This window comes from Streptomyces sp. Tu6071, from assembly GCF_000213055.1.
Taxonomy (GTDB): Bacteria; Actinomycetota; Actinomycetes; order Streptomycetales; family Streptomycetaceae; genus Streptomyces; species Streptomyces evansiae.
Genome location: NZ_CM001165.1, coordinates 3,301,263 through 3,326,125 on the forward strand (window position 1 = coordinate 3,301,263; position 24,863 = coordinate 3,326,125).

Sequence of the window (24,863 nt, forward strand, 5' to 3'; positions counted from 1 at the left end):
ACGCTACCGCTCGCCGTCGTCGTCAGCGGGCCCGGGTGCGGGGGGTGGGGCCGGTGCGGTCGGTGCGGGGGGCTCGGGCTCGGCGGTGGCTTCGGGCTCGGCGACGGGCGCCTCGGCGGCGGGCGCGGTAGTGGCTTCGGGCTCTGCGGGCGCCTCGTCGGCGGGCGCGGGCTCGGCCGAAGACGCGGGCTCCGCGGTAGGCGCGGGCTCGGCAGTGGGCGCGGGCTCCGCGGCCGGCGCCGGCTCGGCGGGGGCCTCCTCCGCGGGCGCGGCTGGGGCGGGCGCGGCCCCGGCGGACGGCGCGGCGTTCGCGGGTGGGGGTTCGTTCGCCGTTTCCGGTCCCTGCACCATCCGCACGGCGTCGCGCAGGGCCTCCTGCTGGTCGGCGCTCATCATGCGGAAGAAGGCGACAAGGGCGGCGGCGCGGTTGTCGCTGCGGCCCCAGTCCTCGTTCATGAGAGAGGCCGCGTAGGCGTCGCGCGTGGAGACGGCCTCGTAGCGGTAGGCACGGCCCTCCGATTCCCGGCGGACCCAGCCTTTCTGATGGAGGTTGTCCATGACCGTCATGACGGTCGTATAAGCGATGGAACGCTCCAGTTTCAGGTCCTCCAGGACTTCGCGGACCGTGACCGGACGGTTCCACTTCCATACGCGGGTCATCACCGCGTCTTCCAGTTCTCCCAAAGGACGGACCACGCGTGCACTGTACGTGCACAAAGCGGCACCATCTCTTCAATTCACGGCAATTCCCGTCGTCGCACGGCAAAAGGGGTGCGCGTCCCGGCGGAACCCGTGAGCGGGTCCCGGGGACACGCACCCCTCGTGACGGCGGGAGCGCGCGACGCGGCGGGCGTCAGTCGCGTGCGGTGGTGTGCTCCGCGCGGGGGCCGCTCTCGGCGCGGGCGAACGCCGCGTCGACGGCGGCGTCCTCCTTGCTCTTGGCCGCGCCGCCCTGGGTCTTGACGATGACCCTGACGAGGCCGATGAAGAAGATGGCCATCACCACGGGCGGCACGAGTGCGGAGACGTAGTCCATGGGGCTCAGAGTAGACCGGGCTAACCGGCCGCGAGCTTCTGGGGTGGTGTGTCCGCCGTGTCCGCATTGACGTCCGCGCTCAGGACGGCGTAGCGGGAGCCGGGGGGCGCCGGGCGGCGCTTGGGCGGGAAGACCTCGGCGGGGGTGGGCACGGCGCCGGGGCGGCGGGCGGGCTGGTCGGGCTTGCGGGCCGGGGTCGCCGGTTTCGCGGGTGCGGGCTTGGCGGGGGCGGGCTTCGCGGGCTCGTCGGCGGCGCGGCCACCGGGCAGGGCGCGCAGCGGGGTACGGGGACCGGGGGCGAGGGCGCGGCCCGCGAGGCGGGCCCGTACCGCCTGCTCGGCGAGCGCCTGGCAGCGCGCGAGGAGACGCGCGGCGGCGGGGTCGTGGCGCAGGGCGCGCAGGGCCGCGAGGTCGTCGGGTCCCGGCTGGTATCCGGCGTCGAGCGCTTCGGCCAGGAGGGGGAGGAAGCCGGCGAGGCTGCCGGGGAGGGCGGCGCGGTAGCGCGCGAGGTCGGCCACGAGGAAGGCCCGCAGCCGCGCGGCCTCGTCCACGGCGGCGTCGACCGCCTGCGAGAGGCGGAGGCAGTCGCGGACGTCGTCCGGGCGGGCGGGTCCTGGCAGCAGGGCGAGGGCGAGGGCACGGCGCACGACGCGCACTTCGTCCGCGCCGAAGACCATGCCGCCCCGGGAAGATCCGTATGGCGTGGGCATGGAAGGACGATACGCACATAACGGGCGAAAATGTGGTTATTGGGGCGGTGGCGTCTCGGGGCCGGAGTGCGGGTCGCGAGGGGCGGGCGCGCCACGCCGGGGCCGGGGTACGAAGGGACGGCGTGCGACGCCGGGGCCGCGCGGGAGCGGGCACGCCACGCCGGAACCGGGGCGCGGGGCCACATGCGGGCGGAGAGACGAACGCGGCGGGCGCGGGCCGTGCGGGCGGCGCGAGGTGAGCGGTGGGCGCGGGCCATGCGGGCGGCGCGAGGTGCGCGGTGGGCGCTGCACCGCCCCTACCACCGCCTCGTACGCCCCCTACGCCCTCAGCTCACCCCCGTGCCCCCGACGCGCCCCACCGCGCCCCTCACCTCCGTCCCGCGTTCCTCTCGTAGACGAGCCGCAGCCCGATGAGTGTCAGCCACGGCTCGTGGTGGTCGATGACCGCGGCCTCGCCGAGGACCATCGGGGCGAGGCCGCCCGTGGCGATGACGGTGACGTCGGCGGGGTCGGGGGCGAGTTCGCGGGCCATGCGCTGGACGACGCCGTCGACCTGGCCCGCGAAGCCGTAGAGGATGCCGGACTGCATCGCCTCGACGGTGCTCTTGCCGATGACGCTGCGCGGTCTGGCCAGCTCGATCTTGCGGAGCTGGGCGCCGCGCAGGCCGAGCGCCTCGACGGAGATCTCGATGCCGGGGGCGATCACGCCGCCGGTGTACTCGCCGCGCGCGGAGACGGCGTCGAAGGTCGTCGCCGTGCCGAAGTCGACGACGATCGCCGGGCCCCCGTAGAGGTGCTGCGCGGCGACCGCGTTGATGATGCGGTCCGTGCCGACCTCCTTGGGGTTGTCCATGAGGATCGGCACGCCCGTCTTCACGCCGGGCTCCACGAGGATCGCGGGGACGTCCCCGTAGTACCTGCGGCTGACCTCGCGCAGTTCGTGGAGCACGGCGGGCACGGTGGAGCAGATCGCGATGCCGTCGATGCCCTCGCCCAGCTCCATGCCGAGCAGCGGGTGGGTGCCCATGAGGCCCTGGAGAAGGACCGCCAGTTCGTCGGCGGTGCGGCGGGAGTCCGTGGAGATCCGCCAGTGCTCGACGATCTCCTCACCGTCGAAGAGACCGAGCACGGTGTGGGTGTTCCCGACGTCGATGGTCAGCAGCATCGCGAGTGTCCTGAAGGGGGAGGCGGGGGCGGGGGGACGGGTCAGCCGTTGTCCGGCTCGCGCAGGTCGAGGCCGATGTCGAGGATCGGCGCGGAGTGCGTGAGCGCGCCGACGGCGAGGTAGTCGACGCCGGTCCCGGCGTAGGCGCGGGCGTTGTCGAGGGTGAGGCGGCCCGAGGATTCGAGCAGGGCGCGCCCGGCGGTGAGGGCGACGGCCTCCTCGGTCTCGGCGGGCGTGAAGTTGTCGAGGAGGACGAGGTCGGCTCCGGCGTCGAGCACTTCGCGGAGCTGGTGGATCGTGTCGACCTCGACCTCGACGGTCAGTCCGGGGAACATCTTCCGCACCGCCTCGAAGGCGGCGGCGACGCCCCCGGCGGCGACGACGTGGTTGTCCTTGACGAGCGCGGCGTCCGAGAGCGACATGCGGTGGTTGACGCCGCCGCCGCGGCGCACGGCGTACTTCTCCAGGGCGCGCAGGCCGGGCGTCGTCTTGCGGGTGTCGCGCACCCGCGCCTTCGTCCCGGCGAGCGCGTCGGCCCAGGCGCGGGTCGCCGTCGCGATGCCGGAGAGCCGGTTGAGCAGGTTGAGGGCGCTGCGCTCGGCGGTGAGCAGGTCGCGGGTGCGGGTCGTGACGCTGAGCAGCTTCTGCCCGGCGTGCACCGCGTCGCCGTCGGCGACGTGCCGCTCGACCTCGAACTCCTCGGTCGCGACGAGCGAGATGACGGCCTCGGCGATGTGCAGCCCGGCGACGACGCCGTTCTCGCGCGCGGTGAAGTCGGCGGTCGCGACGGCGTCGGCGGGGACGGTCGCGAGCGAGGTCACGTCCTCGCCGCCGTCCAGGTCCTCGGCAAGGGTCAGGTAGGCGATGTCCTCGACGTGGACGGGGTCGAGGCCGCCCGCGGCGAGGAGCGCGGCGAGCGCGGGGTCGAGGCCGCAGACGTCCTCGCCGTCCTCGTGCTCCCCGGCGTCGTGGCCGCCGCAGGCACAGCCCGCGCCGCAGCCGCCGCCCGCTCCCGCGTCGTCGGCGGGCAGCAGCGGCAGCGCGGCCCCTGGCGCGGCTGCGGGAGTGGGCTCGGTCGGCTCGGGCTGCTCGGGACTGGTGCTCACGGTCGGGGCTCCTGGTGCGGTACGGGTGGTACGGGTCGTGCGGGCGCCGTGGTCGCGCCCGCGGGTGGTGCGCGCGGTCCGGGTGGTGCGCGTCGTGCGGTACGTACGAGTGTGACCGCCCGCGCCGCGGGGCGCGGCGGGCCGGGCGGTCGCGGGTACGTGCGTGCGTACGGAGAGTACGCGTTCGCACGGACACTCGGCTGCCCGTCCGGGCGTACGGAGCGGTACGTACGACAGTCGTACGGCGCGCGGGGCCGGGTACGGGCGGGCGGGGGCGCCTCGGTCGGGCGGGCGTCTCACCCGTACGAGTGAGCGAGGTCAGTCGTGCGGACGGGTGGGCGGGAAGGTGGTGCCGCTCGTGGGCCGCAGGCGCGGGGTGTGCGTCGCGGCGTCCAGGGTGACGACGATATGCCGTGCGCCGGCGGTGTCGTCGCGCTCGGGATGGTCCTCGCGCCAGTGGCAGCCGCGCGTCTCCTCGCGCGCGAGCGCGGCCTCGGTGAGGACGCGGGCGACGGTGAGGAGGTTGGTGGCCTGCCAGGTGTCGACGCCGGGCTCCGCGGGCTTGGCCTCGGCGGCGTGGGCACGCAGCGCGTCGAGCGCTTCGGCGGTCGCGCGGAGCGAGGCGGCCGAACGCAGCACGCTCGCGCCCTCGCTCATGGCGCGCTGTACGGCGAAACGATCCTCCGCCGCCTGGAGCACCTCCGTGCGAACCGGTTCGCGAACCGGTTCGCGCACGGCCTGGTGTCGGTTGTCCGGGCCGCTGGATCGTTCCGCCGCTGTCGCGGGAGCACGTTCCGCCGCCTCGTGCCCCGCGACGAGGTGCGCGGCGATGCGCTCCGCGTACACGAGCCCTTCGAGGAGCGAGTTGGACGCGAGCCGGTTGGCGCCGTGGACGCCGGTGCAGGCCACCTCCCCGCAGGCGTAGAGCCCGGGCACGGTCGTCCGCCCGTCGGTGTCGGTGCGGACGCCGCCGGAGGCGTAGTGCGCGGCGGGCGAGACGGGGACGGGCGCGGTGACGGGGTCGATGCCGTGGGCGCGGCAGGCGGCGAGAATCGTGGGGAAACGGTTCTCCCACATCTCCGCGCCGAAGTGCCTGGCGTCGAGGTACATGTGCGTCGTGCCCTGCTCGCGCATGCGCCGGGTGATGGCCTTGGCGACGATGTCGCGCGGGGCGAGTTCGCCGAGTTCGTGCTGCCCGGTCATGAAGCGGACGCCGTCCGCGTCGACGAGGTGCGCGCCCTCGCCCCGTACCGCCTCCGAGACCAGCGGCTGCTGGCCCTCGGCGCCGGGGCCGAGGAAGAGGACGGTGGGGTGGAACTGGACGAACTCCAGGTCGCTGACCTCGGCGCCCGCGCGCAGCGCGAGGGCGACGCCGTCGCCGGTCGAGACCGGCGGGTTCGTCGTCGCGGCGAAGACCTGCCCCATGCCGCCCGTCGCGAGGACGACGGCGGGGGCGAGGACGGCGCCGACGCCGTCGTGCTGGCCCTCACCCATGACGTGCAGCGTGATACCGGCGGTGCGCCCCCCGGCGTCCTTGAGGAGGTCGAGGGCAAGGGCGTTCTCGATGGTCGGGATCGCCTTGGCCCGCACCGCCTCGACGAGCGCGCGCGAGACCTCCGCGCCGGTCGCGTCGCCGCCCGCGTGGACGATGCGGCGCCGGTGGTGGCCGCCCTCGCGGGTGAGGGCGATCTCCGTACCGCCCTCTTCGGTGTCCTCGGTGTCGAAGCGCGCGCCCGTCCCGATGAGACGGCGCACGGCGCCGGGGCCCTCGGTGACGAGGAGGCGCACGGCGTCGAAGTCGCACAACCCCACGCCCGCGACGAGCGTGTCGTCGAAGTGCTGCTCGGGCGTGTCGCCCTCGCCGAGCGCGGCGGCGATCCCGCCCTGTGCCCAGCGCGTCGAGCCGTCGTCCAGGCGCGCCTTGGTGACGACGACGGTACGCAGCCCGGCCGCCTCGCAGCGCAGCGCGACGGTGAGCCCGGCGACGCCGGAGCCGACCACGACGACATCCGCCTCGCGGCGCCAGCCGGGGGCGGGCGCGGGGAGGCGCAGGGTCTCGGGAGGTATCGGGGACTTTTCGGTGCTCATGGTCTGGCTCCGGAGGCGGGAGAGGGTGCGGGCCCGGAGGCCGGGGCCAGCGGGAGGTTGTCGATGAGGCGGGTCGCGCCGACGCGGGCCGCGACGGCGAGGACCGCTTCCCCTGTCGCGGGCAGCGTGTCCGCGACCTCGGTGAAGTCGGCGGGGTCGACGAGCGCGAGGTAGTCGAGGACGACGGGCGGAGCGGCGTGCGCGGCCTCGTCGAGCACACGGCGCGCGGCGGCGCGTACGGCCGCGGGGTCCTCGCCGCGCGCGGCGGCGTCCTGCCCCGCGTACAGCGCCCGCGAGAGCGCCAGCGCGCTGCGGCGCTCGTCCTCGGAGAGGTAGCGGTTGCGGCTGGAGCGGGCGAGTCCGTCGCTCTCGCGCGCGGTGGGCACGGAGACGATCTCGATACCGAAGGCGAGGTCGCGCACCATGCGGCGGACGAGCGCGAGCTGCTGGGCGTCCTTCTGGCCGAAGAGGGCGAGGTCGGGGCGTACGAGGTGGAACATCTTGCCGACGACCGTGAGCATCCCGTCGAAGTGGCCCGGTCGGCTCGCGCCTTCGAGGCGCTCGCCCATGGGGCCGGCGCTGATCCGCACCTCGGGCGCGCCGCCGGGGTAGACCTCGTCGACGGAGGGGGCGAGGACGTGGTCGGCGCCCGCGGAACCGGCGATGTCGAGGTCGGCTTCGAGGGTGCGCGGGTAGCGGTCGAGGTCCTCGCCCGCGCCGAACTGCAGGGGGTTGACGAAGACGGTGACGACGACCTGCCCCTCGGGCCCGGCGAGCGCGCGGGCCTCGCGGACGAGGCTCGCGTGACCCTCGTGGAGCGCGCCCATCGTCATGACGAGGGCGCGGCGGCCCGCGGGGCGCGGGAGGGCGTGGAGGGCTGCGGCGGTGGTGAGGAGGAAGGGGGGTGGGGTGGCGGTTCCGGCGGGGGTGGTGGTCCCGGCGGAGGTGCCGGCGGTGGCGGGGTGCGGGGCGGTCATTCGGTTCCTCCGGTGGGGTCGGCGGGGCCTGGGCCTCCGGAGTGCGGGGGGTCCGTGGGGGGCGGGTCGGTGCGCGGCGGGTCCGTGCGGGGCGGGTCCGTGGGGGGGTGCGGGGGTTCGGCGAGGACGTCGAGGAGGTCTTCGGCGAGTTCCGCCTTGAGCAGGCCGTGGCTCAGGGCGCGGTCGGCGGTGGCGCGGGCCATGGCGAGGTAGCCGGGGAGCGTCTGCGGCGCGTGCGTACGGAGCTGTTCGATGTGGGCGGCGACGGTGCCCGCGTCGCCGCGCGAGACGGGCCCGGTGAGTGCCGCGTCGCCGGAGCGCAGCGCGTTGTCGAGGCTCGCGCCGAGGAGCGGGCCGAGCATGCGGTCCGGCGCGTCGACCCCGGCGGTGCGGAGCAGGTCCATGGCCTGGGCGACGAGGGTGACGAGGTGGTTCGAGCCGAGGGCGAGGGCCGCGTGGTAGAGCGGGCGGGCGTCCTCGGCGATCCACTCGGGCTCGCCGCCCATCTCGATGACGAGCGCCTGCGCGGCGAGCCGCAGTTCCTCGGGCGCGGTGACCCCGAAGGAGCAGCCCGCGAGGCGCTGCACGTCGACGGGTGTGCCTGTGAACGTCATGACGGGGTGCAGCGCGAGCGGCAGCCCTCCGGCACGGACGACGGGGTCGAGGACCTTGGTCCCGTACCGCCCCGAGGTGTGCACGAGGAGCTGCCCGGGGCGGACCGCGCCGGTCTCGACAAGTCCGGCGACGAGTCCGGGGAGGGCGTCGTCGGGAACGGTGAGGAGGACGAGCTGGGCGCGCGCGAGGACCTCGTCGGGGGTCATGAGGGGGACGTCGGGCAGGAGGCTCGCGGCGCGCCTGCGGGAGGCGTCGGAGACGCCGGAGACGGCGACGGGCCGGTGCCCGGCGAGGGCGAGCGAGGCGGCGAGCGCGGGGCCGACACGGCCGGCACCGACGACGCCGACATCGAGGCGGGCGGGGCGCGAGGCGGGGTCGGGGGGCGGGGTGTTCACCGGGCGGTCCCGAGGGGTTGAGGGGTGGGGGGTTGTGGGGTGGGGGGTGTGGTGGGGGTGCTTGATGCGGGGGGCGCGCTCGGTGCGGGGTGCGCGGTGGGGGCCGCCTGCGCGGTGAGTGTGGCGGGCGAGGGGTGCGCGGGGGTCGCGGTGGGTGTGCCCGGCGCGGGGCTCGGGGCGGGCGCGGCGGGCGCCGGAGTCGCGGCGGGCGAGGGGTCCGCGCTCACCTCGGGGCGCGAGCCGTGGCGGCTCGGCGGGTTCGTGTGGGTCACTGCGGGGCCTTCCGTTCCAGTCCGCTGCCGGTACCGGACGATTTCTCGTCATGCTAACGCGAAGGCGGCCGGGTGGGGCGGCGGGGCGGTACGAGGGGGCGGGTGGGGCGAAAGGGGCTGAGGAGGTGGGGGCGGCCGAGGCGGAGGCGGAGAAGGGCGGGGCGGGGGCGGAAAAGGGTGAGGCGGAGGACGGCTGCCACAAGGGGCGGTTATCGGCTGGTACGACCTTCAACGCCCTCTGTGGATAACTTTGGGCGCTCGTTTTGACGGCTTGCCATGATCTATCCAACGACCGGAACGAACGACCGAGCGACGGACGAGAGGAGCGGCGGCGATGGCTGACGCGAAGACGGCGGCGGAGCGGGCCGAGGTGGCGGAGCAGGACGAGGGGGTGGCTCTCCAGCGGCGGCGCAGGGACGCACAGCGGGCGGCGCGGCGGGCGTTGAGCAGACCGCGGATGCGGGACTCGCTGGGGGAACGGGTCGAGGAGCTGGCGCGGCTGGCCGGCACGGTCGCCGACCTGGACGAGTCGGTGGACATCTACGGCGGCGGGATCGTCGCCGAGCTGGAGGAACGGGTCGCCGGGCTGCTCGGTACGGAGGCCGCCGCGTTCTTCCCGACCGGGACGATGGCGCAGCAAGTCGCCCTGCGCGCCTGGGCCGGGCGGACGGGGAATCCTGTCGTGGCGCTGCACCCGCTGGCGCACCCGGAAGTGCACGAGCGGGACGCGCTCCACACGGTGAGCGGGCTGCGCACGGTGCACCCGACGCGGGCTCCGCGGCTGCCGACCGCGGCGGAGGTGGCGGCGCTGGAGGAGCCGTTCGGGACGCTGATGCTGGAGCTGCCGCTGCGCGACGCCGGTTTCGTCCTGCCGAGCTGGGATGAGCTGGTCGACGTGGTCGCGGCGGCGCGTGAGCGGGACGCGGTCGTGCACTTCGACGGGGCACGGCTGTGGGAGACGGAGACGCACTTCGGGAAGGATCTGCGGGAGATCGCGGCGCTCGCGGACAGCGTGTACGTGTCCTTCTACAAGTCGCTCGAAGGGCTGGGCGGAGCGGTGCTCGCCGGTCCGCAGCAGCTCGTCGACGAGGCGCGGGCCTGGCGGCACCGGTACGGGGGCCAGATCTTCCAGCAGTTCCCGACCGCGCTGAGTGCCTTGATCGGCCTGGACCGAGAGCTGCCCCGGCTGCCGGAGTACGTGGCGAGAGCGCGCGAGGTGTCGGCAGCGCTGCGGCGGGGCCTGGAGCGGTCCGGGGTGTCCTGGTACCGGCTGCACCCGGAGGTGCCGCACACGCATCAGTTCCAGTTGTGGCTGCCGTACGCGGCGAGGGAGCTGGACGAGGCGGGGATCGCGCAGGCGCGGGAGCGGAGCGAGAGCCTGTTCGGCGCGTGGCACGACCAGCAGGTGCCGAGGCTCGCGTTGACGGAGGTGACCGTCACCGGGGCGGCACTGGAATGGCCGGACGAGGAGATCGAGGAGGCGGTCGCCGATTTCGTGGGCCGCCTGGAGAAGGGCGGCCGGACGGGAGAGGGGCAGCGGGAGGAGGGCTGAGGCGCCGGTCGCGGAGCGGGCTCGGCGTGGCGGGCTGCATGGGCCGGGTTCCGCGGGGCTTGGTCCGCTGGGCTCGGTCGTCGGCTCGGGCCTGCGGGGCCGGGGCTGCGGGGCTGGGCCTGTGCGGCCGGGGCTGCGGGGCCGGGGCTGCGGGGCCGGGGCTGCGGGGCCGGGCCTGTGCGGCCGGGGCTGCGGGGCCGGGAGGCGAGATCCGGATGCGAGCCTGAGGTGCGAGGCCGGGGGCGGGCGATGTGGGCTGACGGGAGGGGGTGGGGGCGGGGCACCATGGTGCGGTGAGCGTCATCATCGACATTGCCGGGCTGCCCCACGACCGGGTCCGCGTGAAGCCCTCGCCGCTGGCGGAGCTGGGCATGGCGCTGCACGCGTTCACGGAGTCCCGGCACCATCCGCGGCTCGCGGCGTGGGTGACGGCGACCACGGCGCGTCTGGACCCGCACCTGGCCGACCGGCTGGAGGAGGCGAGGTTCCTGTGGGGCGCGACGTTCTCGGACGTCTTCACGGCCTTCGCGGGGCTGCCGGCGGAGGAGGAGGCGCAGCCGGCCGGGACCCTCGCCGGGGAACTGGACCTCCTGGACCGGGTGCCGGACGAGGACTTCGTGGCGGCGCTCCTGGAGTCGGTGTGCGACCCCTCGTACGGGGCGTACGGGGCGCGGATACCGAGTCCGCTGACGGACGCCGTGGTGAGGCGCCGCACGCTGACGCTGGCGGCGGCGCAGGGCCGGCCCCTGGTCGACTTCACGCAACGGGTCCTCGCCGATCCGGGGTGGGCGCGGGAGTGGTTCCGGGGCCTGATGACGGAGTGCGAGGAGGCGTTCTTCGCCGATACGTGGCAGCGGGTGGGGCCGGGGCTCGCGGCCGACGCGCGGCATACGGCGGAGTTGCTTCGCCGCAGGGGGCTCGGCGCGGCTCTCGCCCACGCCTCCCCGGCCATCACGTACGACGAGGAGACAGGGCGCATCACGGTGGACAAACTCACCGCGGCGCGGACCGCTGCCGCGCGGCAGGGGCTGACGCTTGTGCCGACGCGGCTGGGCAGCCCGCACCTGATGGTGCTGCACCGGCACGGCTGGCAGCCGGTGCTGCACTACCCGGTCGCCTCGCAGGACCCGCCACCGGGGCCGACGGTGGAGGAGCTGACGCTGCGGATGGAGGCGCTCGCGCACCCGGTACGGATGCGGATGTGCCGACTGCTCTCACGCTCGGCGTACAGCACGATCGGGCTGGCGGAGGCGCACGGGCTGAGCGCCCCGGAGATCTCGCGGCACCTCGCGGTGCTGAAGCGGGCGGGCCTGGTCACTTCGAGCCGGCGCGGCCGTTACGTGCTGCACGAGCTGGACCTCGAACTCGTGGCCCGGCTGGGGACGGACTTCGTGGGGCATTTGCTGCGGTGAGCGGGGCGCCGGGAGGTCCGGGCCGAGGAGGGGACGAGAACTGACGGAAGGGAGGGAGGAGATGCGCGAGTCGGTGATTCAGGCGCCGGGGCCGCCGCCGACGCGGACGATGCCGGTCTCGTAGGCGAGGACGACGACCTGCACGCGGTCACGCAGGCCGAGCTTGGTGAGGACGCGGCCGACGTGGGTCTTCACGGTGGCCTCGGAGAGGACGAGCCTGGCGGCGATCTCCCCGTTGGACAGGCCCTGCGCCACGAGCCGCATGACTTCCTGCTCGCGGCCGGTGAGCCGGTCGAGTTCGGGGTGGGTGGCGGGGCCGGTGCCGGGAAGCATCGGGGCGAAGCGGTCGAGCAGCCGGCGCGTGGTGCTCGGCGCGACCACGGCGTCCCCGCTGTGCACGGCGCGGATCGCGGCGACCAGTTCGCTGGGCGGCACGTCCTTGAGCATGAAGCCGCTGGCCCCCGCGCGCAGGGCGGAGAAGGCGTACTCGTCGAGGTCGAAGGTGGTGAGGATCAGCACGCGCGGCGCACCGGCCCGCTCATGAATCCGGCGCGTCGCCTCGACCCCGTCGAGCCGCGGCATCCGTACATCCATCAACACGACATCGACCTCGACACGCTCCAGCACCTCAAGCGCCTCCAACCCGTCCCCCGCCTCACCGACCACCTCCAGATCCCCCTGCGAGGCCAGCACCATCCGGAACCCGGCCCGGAGCAGAGCTTGGTCATCGACGAGGAGGATGCGGATGGGAGCGGAGGGCGAGGGGGGAGCGGGAGTGCCGGAGTCGGCGGGGCCGGGGCTCGGGTGGCCTGGGGCGGGATTGCTGGGGGCGGCGCTGCCGGGGCCGGGGGTGGCGGGGCCCGTGGGGCCTTGGGTGGTTGGCCCGGGGCCTGGGGTGCCTGGGGTGCCCGGGGCAGAGGTGGAGTCGTTAATGCTGGCTGTGCCGGGGAGAGGGCTGCCTGAGCCGAGGGCGCCGGGAAGAGGAGCGCCTGGGCGGAAGGCGCGAGGGCTGCTCGGGCGTGGGCTGTCAGCGCGTGACCCCGGAGTGCTCGGGTCGGGGGTGTCGCGGCGTGGGGGTGAGGTGGGCGGCATGGGGTTCCTTCGGGGACGGGGCGGAGGTGGGCGCCCGGCGGGAGCGCGGCGTGCGCGGAGGTGAGGGGCGGGCGGGTGTGGTGTGGGCGGGGGCCGGGGTGAGGAGAGAGAGCGAGGTGGGCGGGCGGAGCGGCGCGGGGTGGGTGGGGTGGGAGGGGGCGGGGGGCGGGGGGGGGAGGCCCCCCGGAGGGTCAGGTTGTTTTTAGGGGGAGGAGGGCGCTGATGCGGAAGCCTCCTCCCGGTCGGGGGCCCGCGTCGAGGGTGCCGCCGACCATGCCGACGCGTTCGCGCATGCCGATGAGGCCGTGGCCGGCGCCGTCGGCGCCGCGGTCGGTGGCGAGTGCGGTGGGGGCGCCGCGGCCGTCGTCCTCGATGAGGAGGCCGAGGCCGTCGTCGAAGTAGACAAGGCGGACGCTGGCCCCGGCGTCGGGGCCGCCGTGTTTGCGGGTGTTGGTGAGGGCTTCCTGCACGATGCGGTACGCGGTGAGTTCGACGCCGCGCGGGAGTTGCCGTACCGCGCCCTCGATGCGGAAGTCGACGGGCAGCCCGGCGCCTCTGACCTGCTCGATCAGCTCGTTCATCTGGTCGACGTCGGGTTGGGGCACGTACTCGCCCGCTTCACGGGGTTCGCCGGTGCGCAGCACGCCCAGCAGTCGGCGCATCTCGGCGAGGGCCTGTCGGCCGGTCGCGGAGATGGTTTCCAGGGCGGTACGGGCCTGTTCGGGCGAGCCGTCGAGTACGTAGGCGGCGCCGTCGGCCTGGACGACCATGACGGAGACGTTGTGGGCGACGACGTCGTGGAGTTCGCGGGCGATGCGGGCGCGTTCGGCGGCGACGGCGACCTTCGCCTGTGCCTCGCGTTCGCGTTCGAGGCGGGCGGCGCGTTCTTCGAGGTGGGCGAAGTAGGCGCGGCGGGTGCGCAGGGAGTCGCCCATGACCCACGCCAGGACGAAGGGCACCATCAGGATGCCGGTGAAGAAGATCGCCTCGGAGGTGCCGGTGGTACGGGTGGGCCAGCGCACCTCCGCGAGCGGTGCGGCGAGGAAGGCGCCGACGAGGGCGAGGCGCGAGGACCAGCGCGCGCCTTGGGACGCGGCAGTGTAGACCGCGACGAGGAGTGCGAAATCGCCGACGAAGACCTGTACGTCGAGGACGAGTTGGGCGACGCCGAGGACGATGGCGAGCAGCAGGACGCGTTCGGGGCTGCGGCGGCGCAGCCCGACGACGCAGCCGAGGCCGATCAGGACGATGACGGACAGCGGGATGCTGCGTTGCCCGTGCTGGCCCGCGAAGGTGAGGAGCGTCACGACGACGAGGAGCACGGCCCAGCACCCGTCGACCCACGAGGGGTGTCTGCGGATGAGGTCGTAGAGGCGCTGCACGTTGCCCAGCGTAGGAACGGGGACGAGGGGGAGGGGTCAGCCGAAGGGCCGATCCGGAAGCGATCACCGTACTCCCCAAGGTGGAGAGACCCCCCTCCGCCCCGGTCACCGGCCCCCGCGCCACCCGGGGTCGCGGGCCCTCGGCCCCCACTCACCCGGCCAGCATTTCCAGTCACCCGGGCCCGCCACGCCACACGCTCCAGGCACCTGGGCTCACCGGTCCCCCGCTCACCCCGGCCCACCACTCGGCCCAGTCACCCCAGCCTCACCACTCCCCCCCACTCACCCCGGCCCGCGACCCACCCCGCACGCCCCGGCCCGCTCCCGCTCACCGCCGCCCGCAGCACCCCGCTTACGCTCCACCACCCCGCTCCCCCTCACCGCCGCCCCCAGCGCCCCGCTCACCCTTCACCGCCCCGCCTCCCCCTCGCCCCGGGCCCCCTCCCCCAACAGCGCCGACAGCCCCGGCGCGTCCGGCATGGCCCGTACTGCCGTGCCCGTCCCGTCCGCTCCGAGCCCCACCGTCTGGAGCAGCCACCCGAAGGCCCCCAGCCCGGCGGGGTCGGTCAGCTCGCTCGCCTCCCCGGCCCCCGCCAGCGCCCGGACGTACGCGGCCGGGTCGGTGCTCGCCAGGGACAGGGGTGGTCTGCTCCCCGCGAGGCCGAGCGCGCGGAGCGCCTCGCGTTGGCGGGTGAGGGTCGCCGGGCCATGGTGCGCGGTCGCGGCGGCGCAGGCGTCGAGTGCCACGTGGGCGGTGAGGTCCGTCGTGCCGTCCGGTACGGGGGCGACCTCGCGGCCCGCGCGAAAAGCGGTGAGCGTTCCGAAGGCGGGGCGTGTGTGCGCGGAGTGCGCGTAGTCGACGGCGACGGCGAGACCTCGCCCGAGGTGCGAGACGGCCGCGGCCCAAGCCGCATCACGCCCCGTGCCCGGCTCGGCCCGCAACCCCGGCTCGACCTGCACCCCCAGCTCAGCCAGCACCCCCGGCTCGGCCCGCAATCCTGGGTCAGCCCGCACCCCCGGCTCGACCCGCCCACCAGCCCCGCCCCGCAACCCCGCCCCGACACGACCCGAACCGACACCACCCCCCGCCCCGGCCCCAGCCCCCGCACCGGAACACACCTCGCCCTCCCCCATCGGCCACCACCGCGCCAGCCACTCCGCGTCCGCGCCGCTCACGGGCTCGCCGAGCCGCTCGCTCCCGTCCGGTGCGACGAGGACGATCCGTGCGACGCCCTCCGCGTCCGTCTCGACGACGTCGACGGGCACGTTGTCGAGCCACTCGTTGGCGAAGAGCAGACCGGTGAGCCCGTGGCCGGGGATCTCCTCGCCCCAGCCGATGCGCGCGTCGAGCCCTTCCGGCCGGGGGGCGCGCTCGACCCCGTACGGGCGCACTCGCGCGGCGGTCGCCGGGGGGAGGGCGGCGAGGACGCCGGTGAGGAGTTCACCGCGACCGGCGCCGATGTCCACGAAGTCGAGCGCGGGCGGGGTGCCGAGCACGGTGTCCACCTCGGTGAGGAGGCGGGCGACGGCCCGTGCGTAGAGGGGGGAGGCGTGCACGGAGGTGCGAAAGTGCGCGGCGGGTCCCGGCCCGGCGGAGCGGTAGAAGCCGCCCGGCCCGTAGAGGGCCGTGGCCATGGCTTCGCGCCACGGGAGCGGCCACGGCGGCGGTACGGAGGAGGCTTCGGGGGCGGCGGGTCGAGCGGTCACACGCGCACCCTAGCCAGGCGGCCCGGCCCTCGTTCCCCCATACGAACCCGCAGCGCCATCGCGTACGGCCCCCGCAAGCACGCACCGCCCGCGCGAGCCGCCTCCGCGTCGGCCCGCACCCCTCACCGGAACCGGCCCGCCCCGCACGGCACCCCCTGCCTCCCTGCCCCCTGCCCCCTGCCCCCTACTTGTCGATATCCCCCACCACAAAGAACAGCGACCCCAGAATCGCCACCATGTCCGCCACCAGTGTCCCCGGCAGCAGCTCCGTCAGCGCCTGGATGTTGTTGAAGGACGCCGAGCGGAGCTTGAGGCGGTACGGCGTCTTCTCGCCCTTCGACACCATGTAGTAGCCGTTGAGGCCGAGGGGGTTCTCGGTCCACGCGTACGTGTGGCCCTCGGGCGCCTTCAGGACCTTGGGGAGGCGCTGGTTGACGGGGCCGGGCGGCAGTTCGGCGAGGTGGTCGAGGCAGGCTTCGGCGAGGTCGAGGGAGTTGTGGGTCTGGTCGAGGAGGCACTCGAAGCGGGCGAGGCAGTCGCCCTCCTCGCGGGTGACGACGCGGAGCACGTCCTGGAGTTCCCCGTAGGCGAGGTACGGCTCGTCGCGGCGGAGGTCGAAGTCGACGCCGGAGGCGCGTGCGAGGGGCCCGCTCACCCCGTACGCGTGGACGGTGCGCGCGGAGAGGACGCCGACGTCGCGGGTACGGCCGCGGAAGATCTCGTTGCCGAGGATGAGCCCGTCGTAGTCGGGCATCCGCTCGCGGACGCGCGCGAGCGCGGTGCGGACGCGCTCCGGCCAGCCGAGCGGGATGTCCTCCTTGAGGCCGCCGACGCGGTTGAACATGTAGTGCATCCGGCCGCCGGAGACCTCCTCCATGACGGCCTGGAGTTCCTCGCGCTCGCGGAAGGCGTAGAACATGGGCGTGATGCCGCCGAGTTCGAGCGGGTACGAGCCGAGGAACATGAGGTGGTTGAGGACGCGGTTGAGTTCGGCGAGGAGGGTGCGCAGCCAGACGGCGCGCTCGGGGACCTCCATGCCGAGCATCCGCTCGACGGCCATGACGACGCCGAGTTCGTTGGAGAACGCGGAGAGCCAGTCGTGCCGGTTCGCCAGCATGATGATCTGACGGTAGTCGCGGGCCTCGAAGAGTTTCTCCGCGCCGCGGTGCATGTATCCGATGACGGGTTCGGCGCTCACGATCCGTTCGCCGTCGAGGACGAGCCGCAGCCGCAGCACGCCGTGCGTGGAGGGGTGCTGGGGGCCGATGTTCAGCACCATGTCGGTGCTCTCGGCCGCGCCGCCAATGCCGATCACGGTCTCCGTCATGGTTTCAGTCTCTCGCACCTACGCTGGACGGATGGAGACGGGGACGCGCGCGGGCGCGGACGACGGCATAGCGGACGGCGGCGGCACGGGCCGAAGCGGCGGTACGGACCGGGGCGACGGCATGGCTCCGGGGGCCGGCACGAGCCCCACCGGCCCCGCGGCCCCGTCCGGCCGTACGGCCCGCGACGGTGAAGCTCCCGCCGGCCCCCGCACTCCCCCACCCCCCGGCGCTCCCCCGGGCGCACCCCCCGCCGACACCCCCTGGCTCCGTCTCCCCCGTCAGGTCCTCGCCCTCCGCCGTCTGCTCCTCTCCCTCTGCACCGTCCCGCTCACCGTCCTCGTCGCCGGGCTCGTGGGCTGGCTCGCGGGACCGGTGTGGGCGCTCTTCGCGTTGCTGCCGCTCGCCGTGCTCGCCTGCGGCTGGGTGCTGCTCGCGCGGAACTGGCACTCGTGGGGCTACCGCGAGCGCGCCGACGACCTGCTTCTCGCGCGCGGGGTGCTGTGGCGGCGCGAGACGATCGTCCCGTACGGGCGGATGCAGCTCGTCGAGGTGACCTCGGGCCCGGTGGAGCGCCGCTTCGGCCTCGCGAGCGTGCAGTTGCACACGGCGGCGGCGGCGAGCGACGCGCGCGTCCCCGGGCTCGTCCCGGCGGAGGCCGAACGGCTGCGCGACCGGCTCACCGCGCTCGGCGAGGCCCGATCGGCGGGCCTGTGAGCGGCACGGCCGGGCTGCCGACGGGCCCGTACGAGGGTCCGTACGAGGCGCCACCGCCACACCCTCACGAGCCACCACCCCCGGGCCCTCACGAGCCACGACTGCCAGGCTCCTACGAGCCACCGCCGCCGGGCCCGTACGCAAAAACGCCGCCCGCAGGCCCCGCCCACGCCGCCCCCGTCCTCCTCCCCGGCCCGGAGCCCCGCCCCGAACGCCGCCTCCACCCCCTCACCCCCCTCCGCCGCGCCTGGGCGCCCGTCGCCGTCATCCTCGGCTGGGCGGTGCACGACCCGAACGGGACGTACCGGCAGCTGTCGGCGCTCGCGACCGGGACGCTCGTGCTCGCGAGTCTCGGCGTGATCCTCGTCGCCTGCGTGTACGGGGTGCTGAGCTGGTGGGTGACGTGGTTCGCGGTGACGGAGAGCGAGTTGCGCATCCGGTCGGGGGTGCTGTTCCGGCGTACCGCGCACATCCGTCTCGACCGGCTCCAGGCCGTGGACGTGACGCGTCCGCTGCTCGGGCGGCTCGCCGGGGTCGCGAAGCTGAAGCTCGACGTGGTGGGCGCGAAGTCGAGGGACGAGCTGGCGTATCTCGCGGAGGCGGAGGCGCGGGTGCTGCGCGCCGAACTGCTCGCGCGGGCCGCGGGGGGCGCGGTGCGGGGGCCGGACGAGGCGGAGCGGCGGGTGCTGTGGCGGGTGGCGCCGGGGCAGCTCGCGGGGTCCGTGCTGCTGAGCGGTGGCCTGTTCGGTTCGCTGTGCGGCGCGGCGTTCGTGTCGTGGCTGCTGTGGACGGCATCGCACAGCCTGTGGTCGATCGCCGTGACGGCGGTCCCGATCGTGGGCGGCGCCGCGACGAAGCTGTTCCGCGCGTACGCGAACGCCTACGACTGGACGGTCGGCGAGTCGCCCGACGGGCTGCGTCTGGACCACGGGCTCCTGGAGACGGCGCACGAGACGGTGCCGCCGGGCCGGGTGCAGTCGGTACGGCTCGTGGAGCCGCTGCTGTGGCGGGCCTTCGGGTGGGTGCGGGTCGAGCTGCACGTGGCGGGCTCGCAGAACTCGGTGCTGGTCCCGGTCGCGCCGTACGCGGCGGGCCGGGCGCTCGTGGCGCGGGTGCTGCCGGGTACGGGGGTGCCGGAGCCGGTACGTCCCCCGGCCCGCGCGCGCTGGCGCCTCGCGTGGTGGTGGCGGGGCCAGGGCCTCGCGGTGGACGGGCACCTCTTCGTCGCCCGGCAGGGTGTGCTGCGCCGTACGACCTCGCTCGTCCCGCACGCGAAGGTGCAGAGCGTCCACTTCACGCAAGGGCCCTGGGAACGTGCCCTCGGCCTCGCCTCGCTCGCCGTCGACCACGGCGCGAACGGTACGGTCCGGGCCCGCGCCCGCGCGGCCGACGAGGCGCGCACCGTCTTCCACGCCCAGGCCGCCCGCTCCCGCACGAGCCGCAAGGCGTCCCCGCCCGCCCAGTGGTCGCGCGAGCGCCCCTGAGCCACGGCGCGGGGAGCCTCGCGAGGGCGTCGCGCGTGCTCTCGGCGTCGGGAGCGGTCATGCGCCGACGCTCGCTGCCCGAAGACGCGCGCGCACGCCGTTTCCCCGCCTCCGCGGTGCCCCGTACACGCCGAAGGCGCGGACCACGTGGCCCGCGCCTTCCTGCCGTCACAAGCTGCGGAGGTCAGGCCCCCATCGCCTGGCGCAGTCCCCCGACGTCGAGCTGTTCCGTCTCGTCGTGCGCCGTGAGGTCGATGACCTCCTCCGTCGCGGCGGCCTCGGCCGCCTCCTGGCCCACGACATCGGCGAGGTCGGCGTGCTGCACGGCCTCACGGACGGCGGCGGGGACCTCGGCGGGGTGGGGGGCCGGTTCGGCGGCGCCGTGCGTGCCGAAGAAGTCGAAGCTGCCCTGCGGGACCGGGCGGCGCGGGGCCGGGGCCGGGCCGAAGGCGGAGGCGGCGGCGATCTGGCGGCGGGCGGGCGGGAGCGAGGCGGCGGACCGGGGCGAACCGTGCTCCGCGGGGGCCTGCGCGGCCGTACGGGACTCGGCAGCCGTACCGGGCCGGGCAGCCGTACGGGGCCGGGCGTCCTTGCCGGCCTGGGCCGCGCGGTGCGCGAGGGCGGTCAGGGCCGCGTTCGCGCGCCCGTACAGCTCCGGTGTGGGCCGGGTGCCGGGGGGCACGGGCGGCTGCGGGGCCGGGCGGCGGTCGGTGCCCGCCGGGGGGAGGGCGCGGGCCGGGGAAGCGGCTTCGATGGCGAGCCTGCGGCGGCCTTCGAGTGCGTTGGCGCGGCCGGTCTCGGCGGCGGCGTAGCGGCGCAGGAGGGCGGCGTGCTCGTTGCGCAGCGCGGCGAGTTCGGCGCGCTTGGCGCGGACCTTGCGGGCGAGTTCGCCCCGCTGCTCGCGTGATTCCTCCAGCTCGGTCTCCAGCTCGGCCACGCGTTCCTCGTGGCGCCACTCGTCGGCGCCGCGCGCACGGTCCAGTTCGGCGACGCGCAGCCCGGCGACGCTGTCCCAGCGGCGCATGACGACGGCGCCGGTGAGGGCGGCGACGGCGACGAGGAGCACGAGGCCGCGCAGGACGAGCGCCTGGCCGCTGAACCAGGAGGCCCCGGCCCCGAGCACGGCCACCACGGCGATCGCGGTGGGCGGCAGCAGCCGGTGCAATGGTGGGGAGTGACGGTGACGTCCGTGTGGCATGGCCAGAAACTTACCGCGCGTAGGCAATTTACGGAGCCCCGGCCGGAAACATGTCAGGCCGTCAGGTGAGGAAAAGCGCGAAGCCCGCACGAACGGACCCGGAAATTCCGCATGTATGCGCCATCGGGCCGCTCCCGGAGGCAGGCGGGACCCGCCGCGCGGCACCCGCACCACGCCGGTAAGGATGCCACGCGGCAGCCGTGCGGCAGCCCGGCCCGGGGCCGTGAAGCCGTACAGCAGCCCGGCCAGGCGCCGTGCGACAACCCGGATCGGCCGCCTACGACAGCCCCGCCGGGCCTCGGGCGGCAGCCCCGGCCGGGCCTTGCGTGGCAGCCGGGCCCGGCGCCGTACGACAGCCCGCTCAGCCCCCGTACGACGGGCCCCGCCCCTCCGGAATTCCGCTCAGCCCTTCACGAGCCCCTTCTCCTTCAGGTAATCCGCGGCGACGTCCTTCTCCTTCAGGCGTTCCGCGTCGACCTTCCGGTTGAGTTCCACGAGATCGTCCGTCGTGAGGGTCTCGTTGAGCTTGTTGAGCGCACTGGCTATCGCGGAGTCACCCGCGTCCTTGGCGTTGACGACGGGAATGATGTTGTCCGCGTTCTGGAGCTTCTTGTCGTCGTCCAGGACGACGAGTCCGTAGCTCTCCAGCGTGGCATCGGTCGTGGTGGTGAGGGCGAGCTGGTCCTTGCCGTCCTTCACGGCCTGCTTGGACTGCGGGGTGCCGACGCCCTTGGGGTCGATTCCGGCCACGTTGATGCCGTACGTCTTCTTCAGGCCCGGCGCGCAGAAGGGGCGGGTCGCGCACTCGTCGCCCGCGGCGACGGTGACCTTCTCCTTCGACTTGCCGAGGTCGGAGAGGGTCTTGAGCTTGTGCTCGGTGGCGAAGTCCTTCGTGACGACGAAGGCGTTCTGGTCGACGGCCTTGCCCGCGTCGAGGACCTTGAGGCCCTGCGGCTCGGCGAGCTTGCGCAGCGCGGCGACGGTCGCGTCGACGTCGCTGGAGGCGACGGGCTTCGCGTTCTCGCCGTTCTTCGCGTGGTTGAGCCACTCGGCGAGCGTCGCCGCGTACTCGGGGACGACGTCGATGGAGCCCTTGCGCAGCTCGGGCTCGTACACCTCGCGGTTCTGCACGGTCTTGACGGAGGTGCTGTACCCGGCGTCGGCGAGGACCCCCGCGTACAGCTCGGCGAGGACCTTCGCCTCGGTGAAGCGGGCGGCGCCGATGACGAGCGAGCCCTTCTTGCCGCCGCCGTCGTCGCTCTTGGCGGCGGAGGAGTCCTTGCCGTTGTCCTCCAGGCTGTCGCCGCCGCACGCGGTGAGCCCCGCGGCGAGTGCCGCGGTGGCGAGCACCGCTCCGGCCAGCCGCGCGCGGTGCGTGTTCCTGCTCATGTCGGGGTCTCCGTTCATCGGTTCACAAGGGGGTGTCGTAGCGCGAGAGGTCGCGAGGGCGGCGCCCGGCGCGGGTGTGCGTGGCTCAGGCGGCGGCAGCGGCCGGCTCGGCGCCCGCGCCCGTACCGCCGCCGGACTCCGTACCGCCGCTCGCGGCGGCGCCCGCGCCGCCGTCCGTCTCCGTACCCGTGCCCCCGGTCCTGCGGTGCCGCATCGGGTCGGCCCAGTGGGCGACGAGGACGAGGAGTCCTTCGACGAGGAGCGCGAGGGCGGCGACGAGGAGGGCTCCGGCGACGACCTGGGAGGTGTTCTGGAGGTTGAAGCCCGCGGTGATGACGCGGCCGAGTCCGCCGCCGCCAGGTATCGCGGCGAGGGTCGCGGTGGCGACGGTCTGCACGGCGGCGCTGCGTATCCCGGTCATGAGGAGGGGGAAGGCGAGGGGCAGTTCGACGCGCAGGAAGACCTGCCCGCCGCTCATGCCCATGCCGCGCGCGGCCTCGACGACGGCGCGGTCGGCCTCGCGCATGCCGATGTAGGCGTTGGTGAGGACGGGGGGTATCGCGAAGAGGACGAGCGCGATGAGCGTCGGCGTCTCGCCGTGCTCCCGCAGCGGGGTCAGCGAGAGCAGCGCGAGGAGGGCGAGGGTGGGGATGGCGCGGCCGATGTTGGAGATGTTGACGGCGAGCGCGCCGCCCTTGCCGAGGTGGCCGAGCCAGAGCGCGACGGGCAGGGCGATGAGGCAGGCGACGAGCATGCTCAGGCCGGTGAAGCCGAGGTGTTCGATCAGGCGGTGCTGGACACCGGCGTCGCCGCGCCAGTTCTTCCCGGCGCCGAGCCAGTCGAAGGCTCCGGTGAGCGCGTTCATATCGCCTCCGCGGGCGCCGGGTTCGTACGGGAAGCGGCGCGGCGCGCCTTGCGGGGCACACGGCCCGCGCGGGTCCACGGGGTCAGGAGCCGCTGGAGGCCGAGGAGGAGCAGGTCGGCGGCGACGGCGAGGACGACGCACAGCACGGAGGCGGCGAGCACCTGCGCCTTGAAGGTCGTGTCGAGGCCGTCGAGGATGAGGGAGCCGAGGCCGCCGTAGTCGACGATCGCGCCGACGGTGGTGAGCGCGACGGTGGACACGGTCGCGATGCGGACGCCGCCGAGCACGGCGGGCAGCGCGAGGGGCAGTTCGACCTCCCACAGGAGGCGCCAGGACCCGTACCCCATGCCGCGCGCGGCCTCGCGGGCCTCCTCGGGGACCGCTTCGAGCCCGGCGAGGATGTTCCGCACGAGGATCGTCAGCGAGTACAGGACGAGGCCCGTCACGACGAGCGCCGGGGAGAGCCCGAAGACGGGGAGGAGCAGCGAGAACATCGCGAGCGAGGGGACCGTGTAGAGGATCGTGGTGAGGCCGAGCACCGGGCCCGCGAGCGGCTTGTAGCGGCGGGCGAGGACGGCGAGCGGCAGCGCGACGGCGAGGCCGATCGCGACCGAGACGACGGTGATGAGCACGTGCTGCACCGTCGCGTCCATCAGTTCCTGGCTGCGGGTTCGCAGATACTCGCCGCAGATCCACTCGTTCGTGACCAAGCAGTTCTGTCCGCTCATGCGCGAGCCCACCTCCTCCGGTCCCTGTTCGCCCCCGGACCTCCCGAGAACAGCCGTCCGACTACCCGCCGGCACGCACGCCAACCCCGCCGCGTCCGTACCGTGACCGAGCCGCGTCCGAGCCGCCGTCACGAGGTCCGGGCGTCCGCCCGAGCCGTGCCCGCAGCGCCGCCCGCTCGCGCGCGTTCGCACACGTGGTCGATCTGCCGCGACCCTAACCCGGGCCACTGACAATCCTCCGAACTCTTCGTCGCCCCGTCGCATTCCGGCAACAAGCGGCAACACTGGAGACACAAGACCGACCACAATGGGGACCCATGATCCGGTTCGAGCACGTCAGCAAGCGGTACGAGGACGGCACCACGGCCGTCGACGACCTGTCCTTCGAGGTCGCGGCCGGTGAACTCGTCACCCTCGTCGGCCCTTCCGGGTGCGGCAAGACCACGACGATGAAGATGGTCAACCGGCTCATCGAGCCGACGGCCGGGCACATATTCCTCGACGGCGAGGACATATCCGGCATCGATCCGGTCGAACTGCGCCGCCGCATCGGCTATGTCATTCAGCAAGTGGGCCTTTTCCCCCACAAATCGGTCCTCGACAACACGGCGACCGTGCCGCACCTGCTCGGCTGGAAGAAGGCGAAGGCGCGCGCCCGCGCCGCCGAACTCCTCGATCTCGTGGGCCTCGATCCCTCCGTCTACGGCGACCGCTACCCCGAGCAGCTCTCCGGCGGTCAGCGTCAGCGCGTCGGCGTGGCCCGCGCGCTCGCGGCCGACCCGCCGGTCCTCCTCATGGACGAGCCGTTCGGCGCGGTCGACCCTGTCGTGCGCGAGCGCCTCCAGTCCGAGTTCCTGCGCCTCCAGGCCGCCGTGCACAAGACGGTCCTCTTCGTGACGCACGACATCGAGGAGGCGGTCCGGCTCGGCGACCGCATGGCCGTCTACGGCGCGGGCCGCATCGAGCAGTTCGACACACCGAGCACCGTCCTCGGCGCCCCCGCGACCGAGTACGTCGCGGACTTCGTCGGCGCCGACCGCGGCCTCAAGCGCCTCTCCGTCACACCGATCGAGCCCGGCGACCTCGAACAGCCGCCCGTCGTGCGGCTCGACGACCCGCTCGCCGCGGTCTCCGCGCGCCTGCGCGCCGAGGACGCCCGCTGGGCCGTCGTCCTGGACGGCACGGGCGCGCTGCGCGGCTGGATCGGCGGTACGGAGGACGGGGCCGACGCGCTGCCGGAGACCGGCACCGTCGCGGACCGCGTCCGCCGCATGGAGGCGTGGCTGCCCGTCGGCGCGACGCTCAAGCAGGCGTTCGCGACGATGCTGCAGCACGACGCGGGCTGGATCGCCGTGACCGATCCGGGCGACGGCGACCGCTTCCTCGGCGTCCTCACCCCGGCCCGCCTCCACGAGGCCCTGCGCCGCTCGACGGCGGCGGACGCGCGCGACGTGGCACGCGCCGAGATCGCCCTGGAGACGGTCAGTTCGGTCTGAGCGGCGGGGGGCCGGCGGAACGGGGTCACCTGCCGTCACCCGGCCGCGGGTGCGCGGTTCGGGTGGCGACGTTGCCACGGGCTCGCGTGGCCGCGGGTGTGGGCCGCCCCACACCCGTACCGCCGCCCCGTCCCCGTACCGCCGCGCCGCGT

The 24,863-nt window shown here is 74.7% G+C and carries 21 protein-coding genes; 5 read left to right on the forward strand and 16 right to left on the reverse strand.

Features of this window, described 5'->3' with window-relative positions; translation table 11 throughout:
- Positions 1 to 3: 3 nt before the first annotated feature.
- From STTU_RS13540 to STTU_RS13575, 8 genes are all read right to left on the reverse strand, one after another.
- Positions 4 to 660, reverse strand: coding sequence for a BlaI/MecI/CopY family transcriptional regulator (locus STTU_RS13540; RefSeq protein WP_043255105.1), 657 nt, complete (start codon positions 658 to 660; stop codon positions 4 to 6).
- A 193-nt stretch (positions 661 to 853) separates the two neighbouring features.
- Positions 854 to 1,036, reverse strand: a complete 183-nt coding sequence (locus STTU_RS13545; protein WP_007823689.1) for a hypothetical protein — start codon at positions 1,034 to 1,036, stop codon at positions 854 to 856.
- A 20-nt stretch (positions 1,037 to 1,056) separates the two neighbouring features.
- Positions 1,057 to 1,713: a hypothetical protein gene (locus STTU_RS13550; RefSeq protein ID WP_007823701.1), complete on the reverse strand. Its 657-nt coding sequence runs from the start codon at positions 1,711 to 1,713 to the stop codon at positions 1,057 to 1,059.
- Between the two features lie 400 nt (positions 1,714 to 2,113).
- A complete protein-coding gene (locus STTU_RS13555; protein WP_007823703.1) occupies positions 2,114 to 2,911 on the reverse strand; it encodes a type III pantothenate kinase in 798 nt (265 codons plus the stop codon).
- 41 nt (positions 2,912 to 2,952) lie between these two features.
- Positions 2,953 to 4,017 (reverse strand): carboxylating nicotinate-nucleotide diphosphorylase, encoded by a 1,065-nt coding sequence (nadC, locus tag STTU_RS13560; RefSeq protein WP_043255108.1) that lies wholly within the window; start codon positions 4,015 to 4,017, stop codon positions 2,953 to 2,955.
- A gap of 318 nt (positions 4,018 to 4,335) precedes the next feature.
- Positions 4,336 to 6,105, reverse strand: coding sequence for an L-aspartate oxidase (locus tag STTU_RS13565; protein ID WP_052862364.1), 1,770 nt, complete (start codon positions 6,103 to 6,105; stop codon positions 4,336 to 4,338).
- Positions 6,102 to 7,082 (reverse strand): pantoate--beta-alanine ligase, encoded by a 981-nt coding sequence (panC, locus tag STTU_RS13570; RefSeq protein WP_043255110.1) that lies wholly within the window; start codon positions 7,080 to 7,082, stop codon positions 6,102 to 6,104. The genes STTU_RS13565 and panC overlap by 4 nt, the downstream gene beginning before the upstream one ends.
- Positions 7,079 to 8,092, reverse strand: a complete 1,014-nt coding sequence (locus tag STTU_RS13575; protein ID WP_007823711.1) for a Rossmann-like and DUF2520 domain-containing protein — start codon at positions 8,090 to 8,092, stop codon at positions 7,079 to 7,081. Before STTU_RS13575 ends, panC begins: the two co-directional genes overlap by 4 nt.
- 606 nt (positions 8,093 to 8,698) lie before the next feature.
- On the opposite strand from STTU_RS13575, the gene STTU_RS13580 reads away from it, so the two are divergent.
- Together STTU_RS13580 and STTU_RS13585 are read left to right on the forward strand one after the other, a co-directional pair.
- The gene (locus STTU_RS13580; RefSeq protein ID WP_007823727.1) at positions 8,699 to 9,916 is read left to right on the forward strand and encodes a threonine aldolase family protein; all 1,218 of its coding nucleotides are present in this window, start codon (positions 8,699 to 8,701) and stop codon (positions 9,914 to 9,916) included.
- A gap of 293 nt (positions 9,917 to 10,209) precedes the next feature.
- The gene (locus STTU_RS13585; RefSeq protein WP_007823728.1) at positions 10,210 to 11,328 is read left to right on the forward strand and encodes a DUF5937 family protein; all 1,119 of its coding nucleotides are present in this window, start codon (positions 10,210 to 10,212) and stop codon (positions 11,326 to 11,328) included.
- Between the two features lie 78 nt (positions 11,329 to 11,406).
- Here the strand turns inward: STTU_RS13585 and STTU_RS13590 are convergent, their stop codons facing one another.
- From STTU_RS13590 to STTU_RS13605, 4 genes are all read right to left on the reverse strand, one after another.
- Complete coding sequence (locus STTU_RS13590) at positions 11,407 to 12,024, reverse strand: response regulator (RefSeq protein WP_007823730.1); 618 nt, start codon at positions 12,022 to 12,024, stop codon at positions 11,407 to 11,409.
- Positions 12,025 to 12,611: 587 nt separating this feature from the next.
- Entirely contained in the window at positions 12,612 to 13,802 is a 1,191-nt protein-coding gene (locus STTU_RS13595; protein ID WP_007823732.1) for a sensor histidine kinase, read from the reverse strand.
- 408 nt (positions 13,803 to 14,210) lie between these two features.
- The gene (locus STTU_RS33025; protein ID WP_007823734.1) at positions 14,211 to 15,437 is read right to left on the reverse strand and encodes an SAM-dependent methyltransferase; all 1,227 of its coding nucleotides are present in this window, start codon (positions 15,435 to 15,437) and stop codon (positions 14,211 to 14,213) included.
- A gap of 256 nt (positions 15,438 to 15,693) precedes the next feature.
- Positions 15,694 to 16,836: an NADH-quinone oxidoreductase subunit D gene (locus tag STTU_RS13605; protein WP_007823735.1), complete on the reverse strand. Its 1,143-nt coding sequence runs from the start codon at positions 16,834 to 16,836 to the stop codon at positions 15,694 to 15,696.
- Between the two features lie 121 nt (positions 16,837 to 16,957).
- On the opposite strand from STTU_RS13605, the gene STTU_RS13610 reads away from it, so the two are divergent.
- On the forward strand, positions 16,958 to 17,551 hold the full coding sequence (locus tag STTU_RS13610) for a PH domain-containing protein (protein ID WP_043257377.1): 594 nt from the start codon (positions 16,958 to 16,960) through the stop codon (positions 17,549 to 17,551).
- Between the two features lie 101 nt (positions 17,552 to 17,652).
- The gene (locus tag STTU_RS13615; RefSeq protein WP_420713572.1) at positions 17,653 to 19,035 is read left to right on the forward strand and encodes a PH domain-containing protein; all 1,383 of its coding nucleotides are present in this window, start codon (positions 17,653 to 17,655) and stop codon (positions 19,033 to 19,035) included.
- Between the two features lie 184 nt (positions 19,036 to 19,219).
- Here STTU_RS13615 and STTU_RS13620 read toward each other — a convergent pair whose 3' ends face one another.
- The 4 genes from STTU_RS13620 to STTU_RS13635 all read right to left on the reverse strand — a co-directional run bounded on the left by STTU_RS13620 (position 19,220) and on the right by STTU_RS13635 (position 23,215).
- On the reverse strand, positions 19,220 to 20,233 hold the full coding sequence (locus STTU_RS13620) for a hypothetical protein (RefSeq protein ID WP_234019228.1): 1,014 nt from the start codon (positions 20,231 to 20,233) through the stop codon (positions 19,220 to 19,222).
- Between the two features lie 402 nt (positions 20,234 to 20,635).
- Positions 20,636 to 21,622, reverse strand: a complete 987-nt coding sequence (locus STTU_RS13625) for an ABC transporter substrate-binding protein (RefSeq protein WP_043255114.1) — start codon at positions 21,620 to 21,622, stop codon at positions 20,636 to 20,638.
- An 85-nt stretch (positions 21,623 to 21,707) separates the two neighbouring features.
- Positions 21,708 to 22,487 (reverse strand): ABC transporter permease, encoded by a 780-nt coding sequence (locus STTU_RS13630; RefSeq protein ID WP_043255117.1) that lies wholly within the window; start codon positions 22,485 to 22,487, stop codon positions 21,708 to 21,710.
- Positions 22,484 to 23,215, reverse strand: a complete 732-nt coding sequence (locus STTU_RS13635) for an ABC transporter permease (RefSeq protein WP_043255119.1) — start codon at positions 23,213 to 23,215, stop codon at positions 22,484 to 22,486. The genes STTU_RS13630 and STTU_RS13635 overlap by 4 nt, the downstream gene beginning before the upstream one ends.
- A 317-nt stretch (positions 23,216 to 23,532) precedes the next feature.
- Between STTU_RS13635 and STTU_RS13640 the strand changes: the two genes are divergently transcribed.
- On the forward strand, positions 23,533 to 24,711 hold the full coding sequence (locus STTU_RS13640; RefSeq protein ID WP_007823746.1) for an ABC transporter ATP-binding protein: 1,179 nt from the start codon (positions 23,533 to 23,535) through the stop codon (positions 24,709 to 24,711).
- Positions 24,712 to 24,863: the final 152 nt, after the last annotated feature.

Coding starts and splice junctions, on each gene's coding strand:
- STTU_RS13540 (WP_043255105.1), bottom strand. CDS start 660: ATGACCCGCGTATGGAAGTGGAACCGTCCGGTCACGGTCCGCGAAGTC.
- STTU_RS13545 (WP_007823689.1), bottom strand. CDS start 1,036: ATGGACTACGTCTCCGCACTCGTGCCGCCCGTGGTGATGGCCATCTTC.
- STTU_RS13550 (WP_007823701.1), bottom strand. CDS start 1,713: ATGGTCTTCGGCGCGGACGAAGTGCGCGTCGTGCGCCGTGCCCTCGCC.
- STTU_RS13555 (WP_007823703.1), bottom strand. CDS start 2,911: ATGCTGCTGACCATCGACGTCGGGAACACCCACACCGTGCTCGGTCTC.
- STTU_RS13565 (WP_052862364.1), bottom strand. CDS start 6,105: ATGAGCACCGAAAAGTCCCCGATACCTCCCGAGACCCTGCGCCTCCCC.
- panC (WP_043255110.1), bottom strand. CDS start 7,082: ATGACCGCCCCGCACCCCGCCACCGCCGGCACCTCCGCCGGGACCACC.
- STTU_RS13580 (WP_007823727.1), top strand. CDS start 8,699: ATGGCTGACGCGAAGACGGCGGCGGAGCGGGCCGAGGTGGCGGAGCAG.
- STTU_RS13590 (WP_007823730.1), bottom strand. CDS start 12,024: ATGGTGCTGGCCTCGCAGGGGGATCTGGAGGTGGTCGGTGAGGCGGGG.
- STTU_RS33025 (WP_007823734.1), bottom strand. CDS start 15,437: ATGGCCACGGCCCTCTACGGGCCGGGCGGCTTCTACCGCTCCGCCGGG.
- STTU_RS13605 (WP_007823735.1), bottom strand. CDS start 16,836: ATGACGGAGACCGTGATCGGCATTGGCGGCGCGGCCGAGAGCACCGAC.
- STTU_RS13610 (WP_043257377.1), top strand. CDS start 16,958: ATGGCTCCGGGGGCCGGCACGAGCCCCACCGGCCCCGCGGCCCCGTCC.
- STTU_RS13620 (WP_234019228.1), bottom strand. CDS start 20,233: ATGCCACACGGACGTCACCGTCACTCCCCACCATTGCACCGGCTGCTG.
- STTU_RS13625 (WP_043255114.1), bottom strand. CDS start 21,622: ATGAGCAGGAACACGCACCGCGCGCGGCTGGCCGGAGCGGTGCTCGCC.
- STTU_RS13630 (WP_043255117.1), bottom strand. CDS start 22,487: ATGAACGCGCTCACCGGAGCCTTCGACTGGCTCGGCGCCGGGAAGAAC.
- STTU_RS13635 (WP_043255119.1), bottom strand. CDS start 23,215: ATGAGCGGACAGAACTGCTTGGTCACGAACGAGTGGATCTGCGGCGAG.
- STTU_RS13640 (WP_007823746.1), top strand. CDS start 23,533: ATGATCCGGTTCGAGCACGTCAGCAAGCGGTACGAGGACGGCACCACG.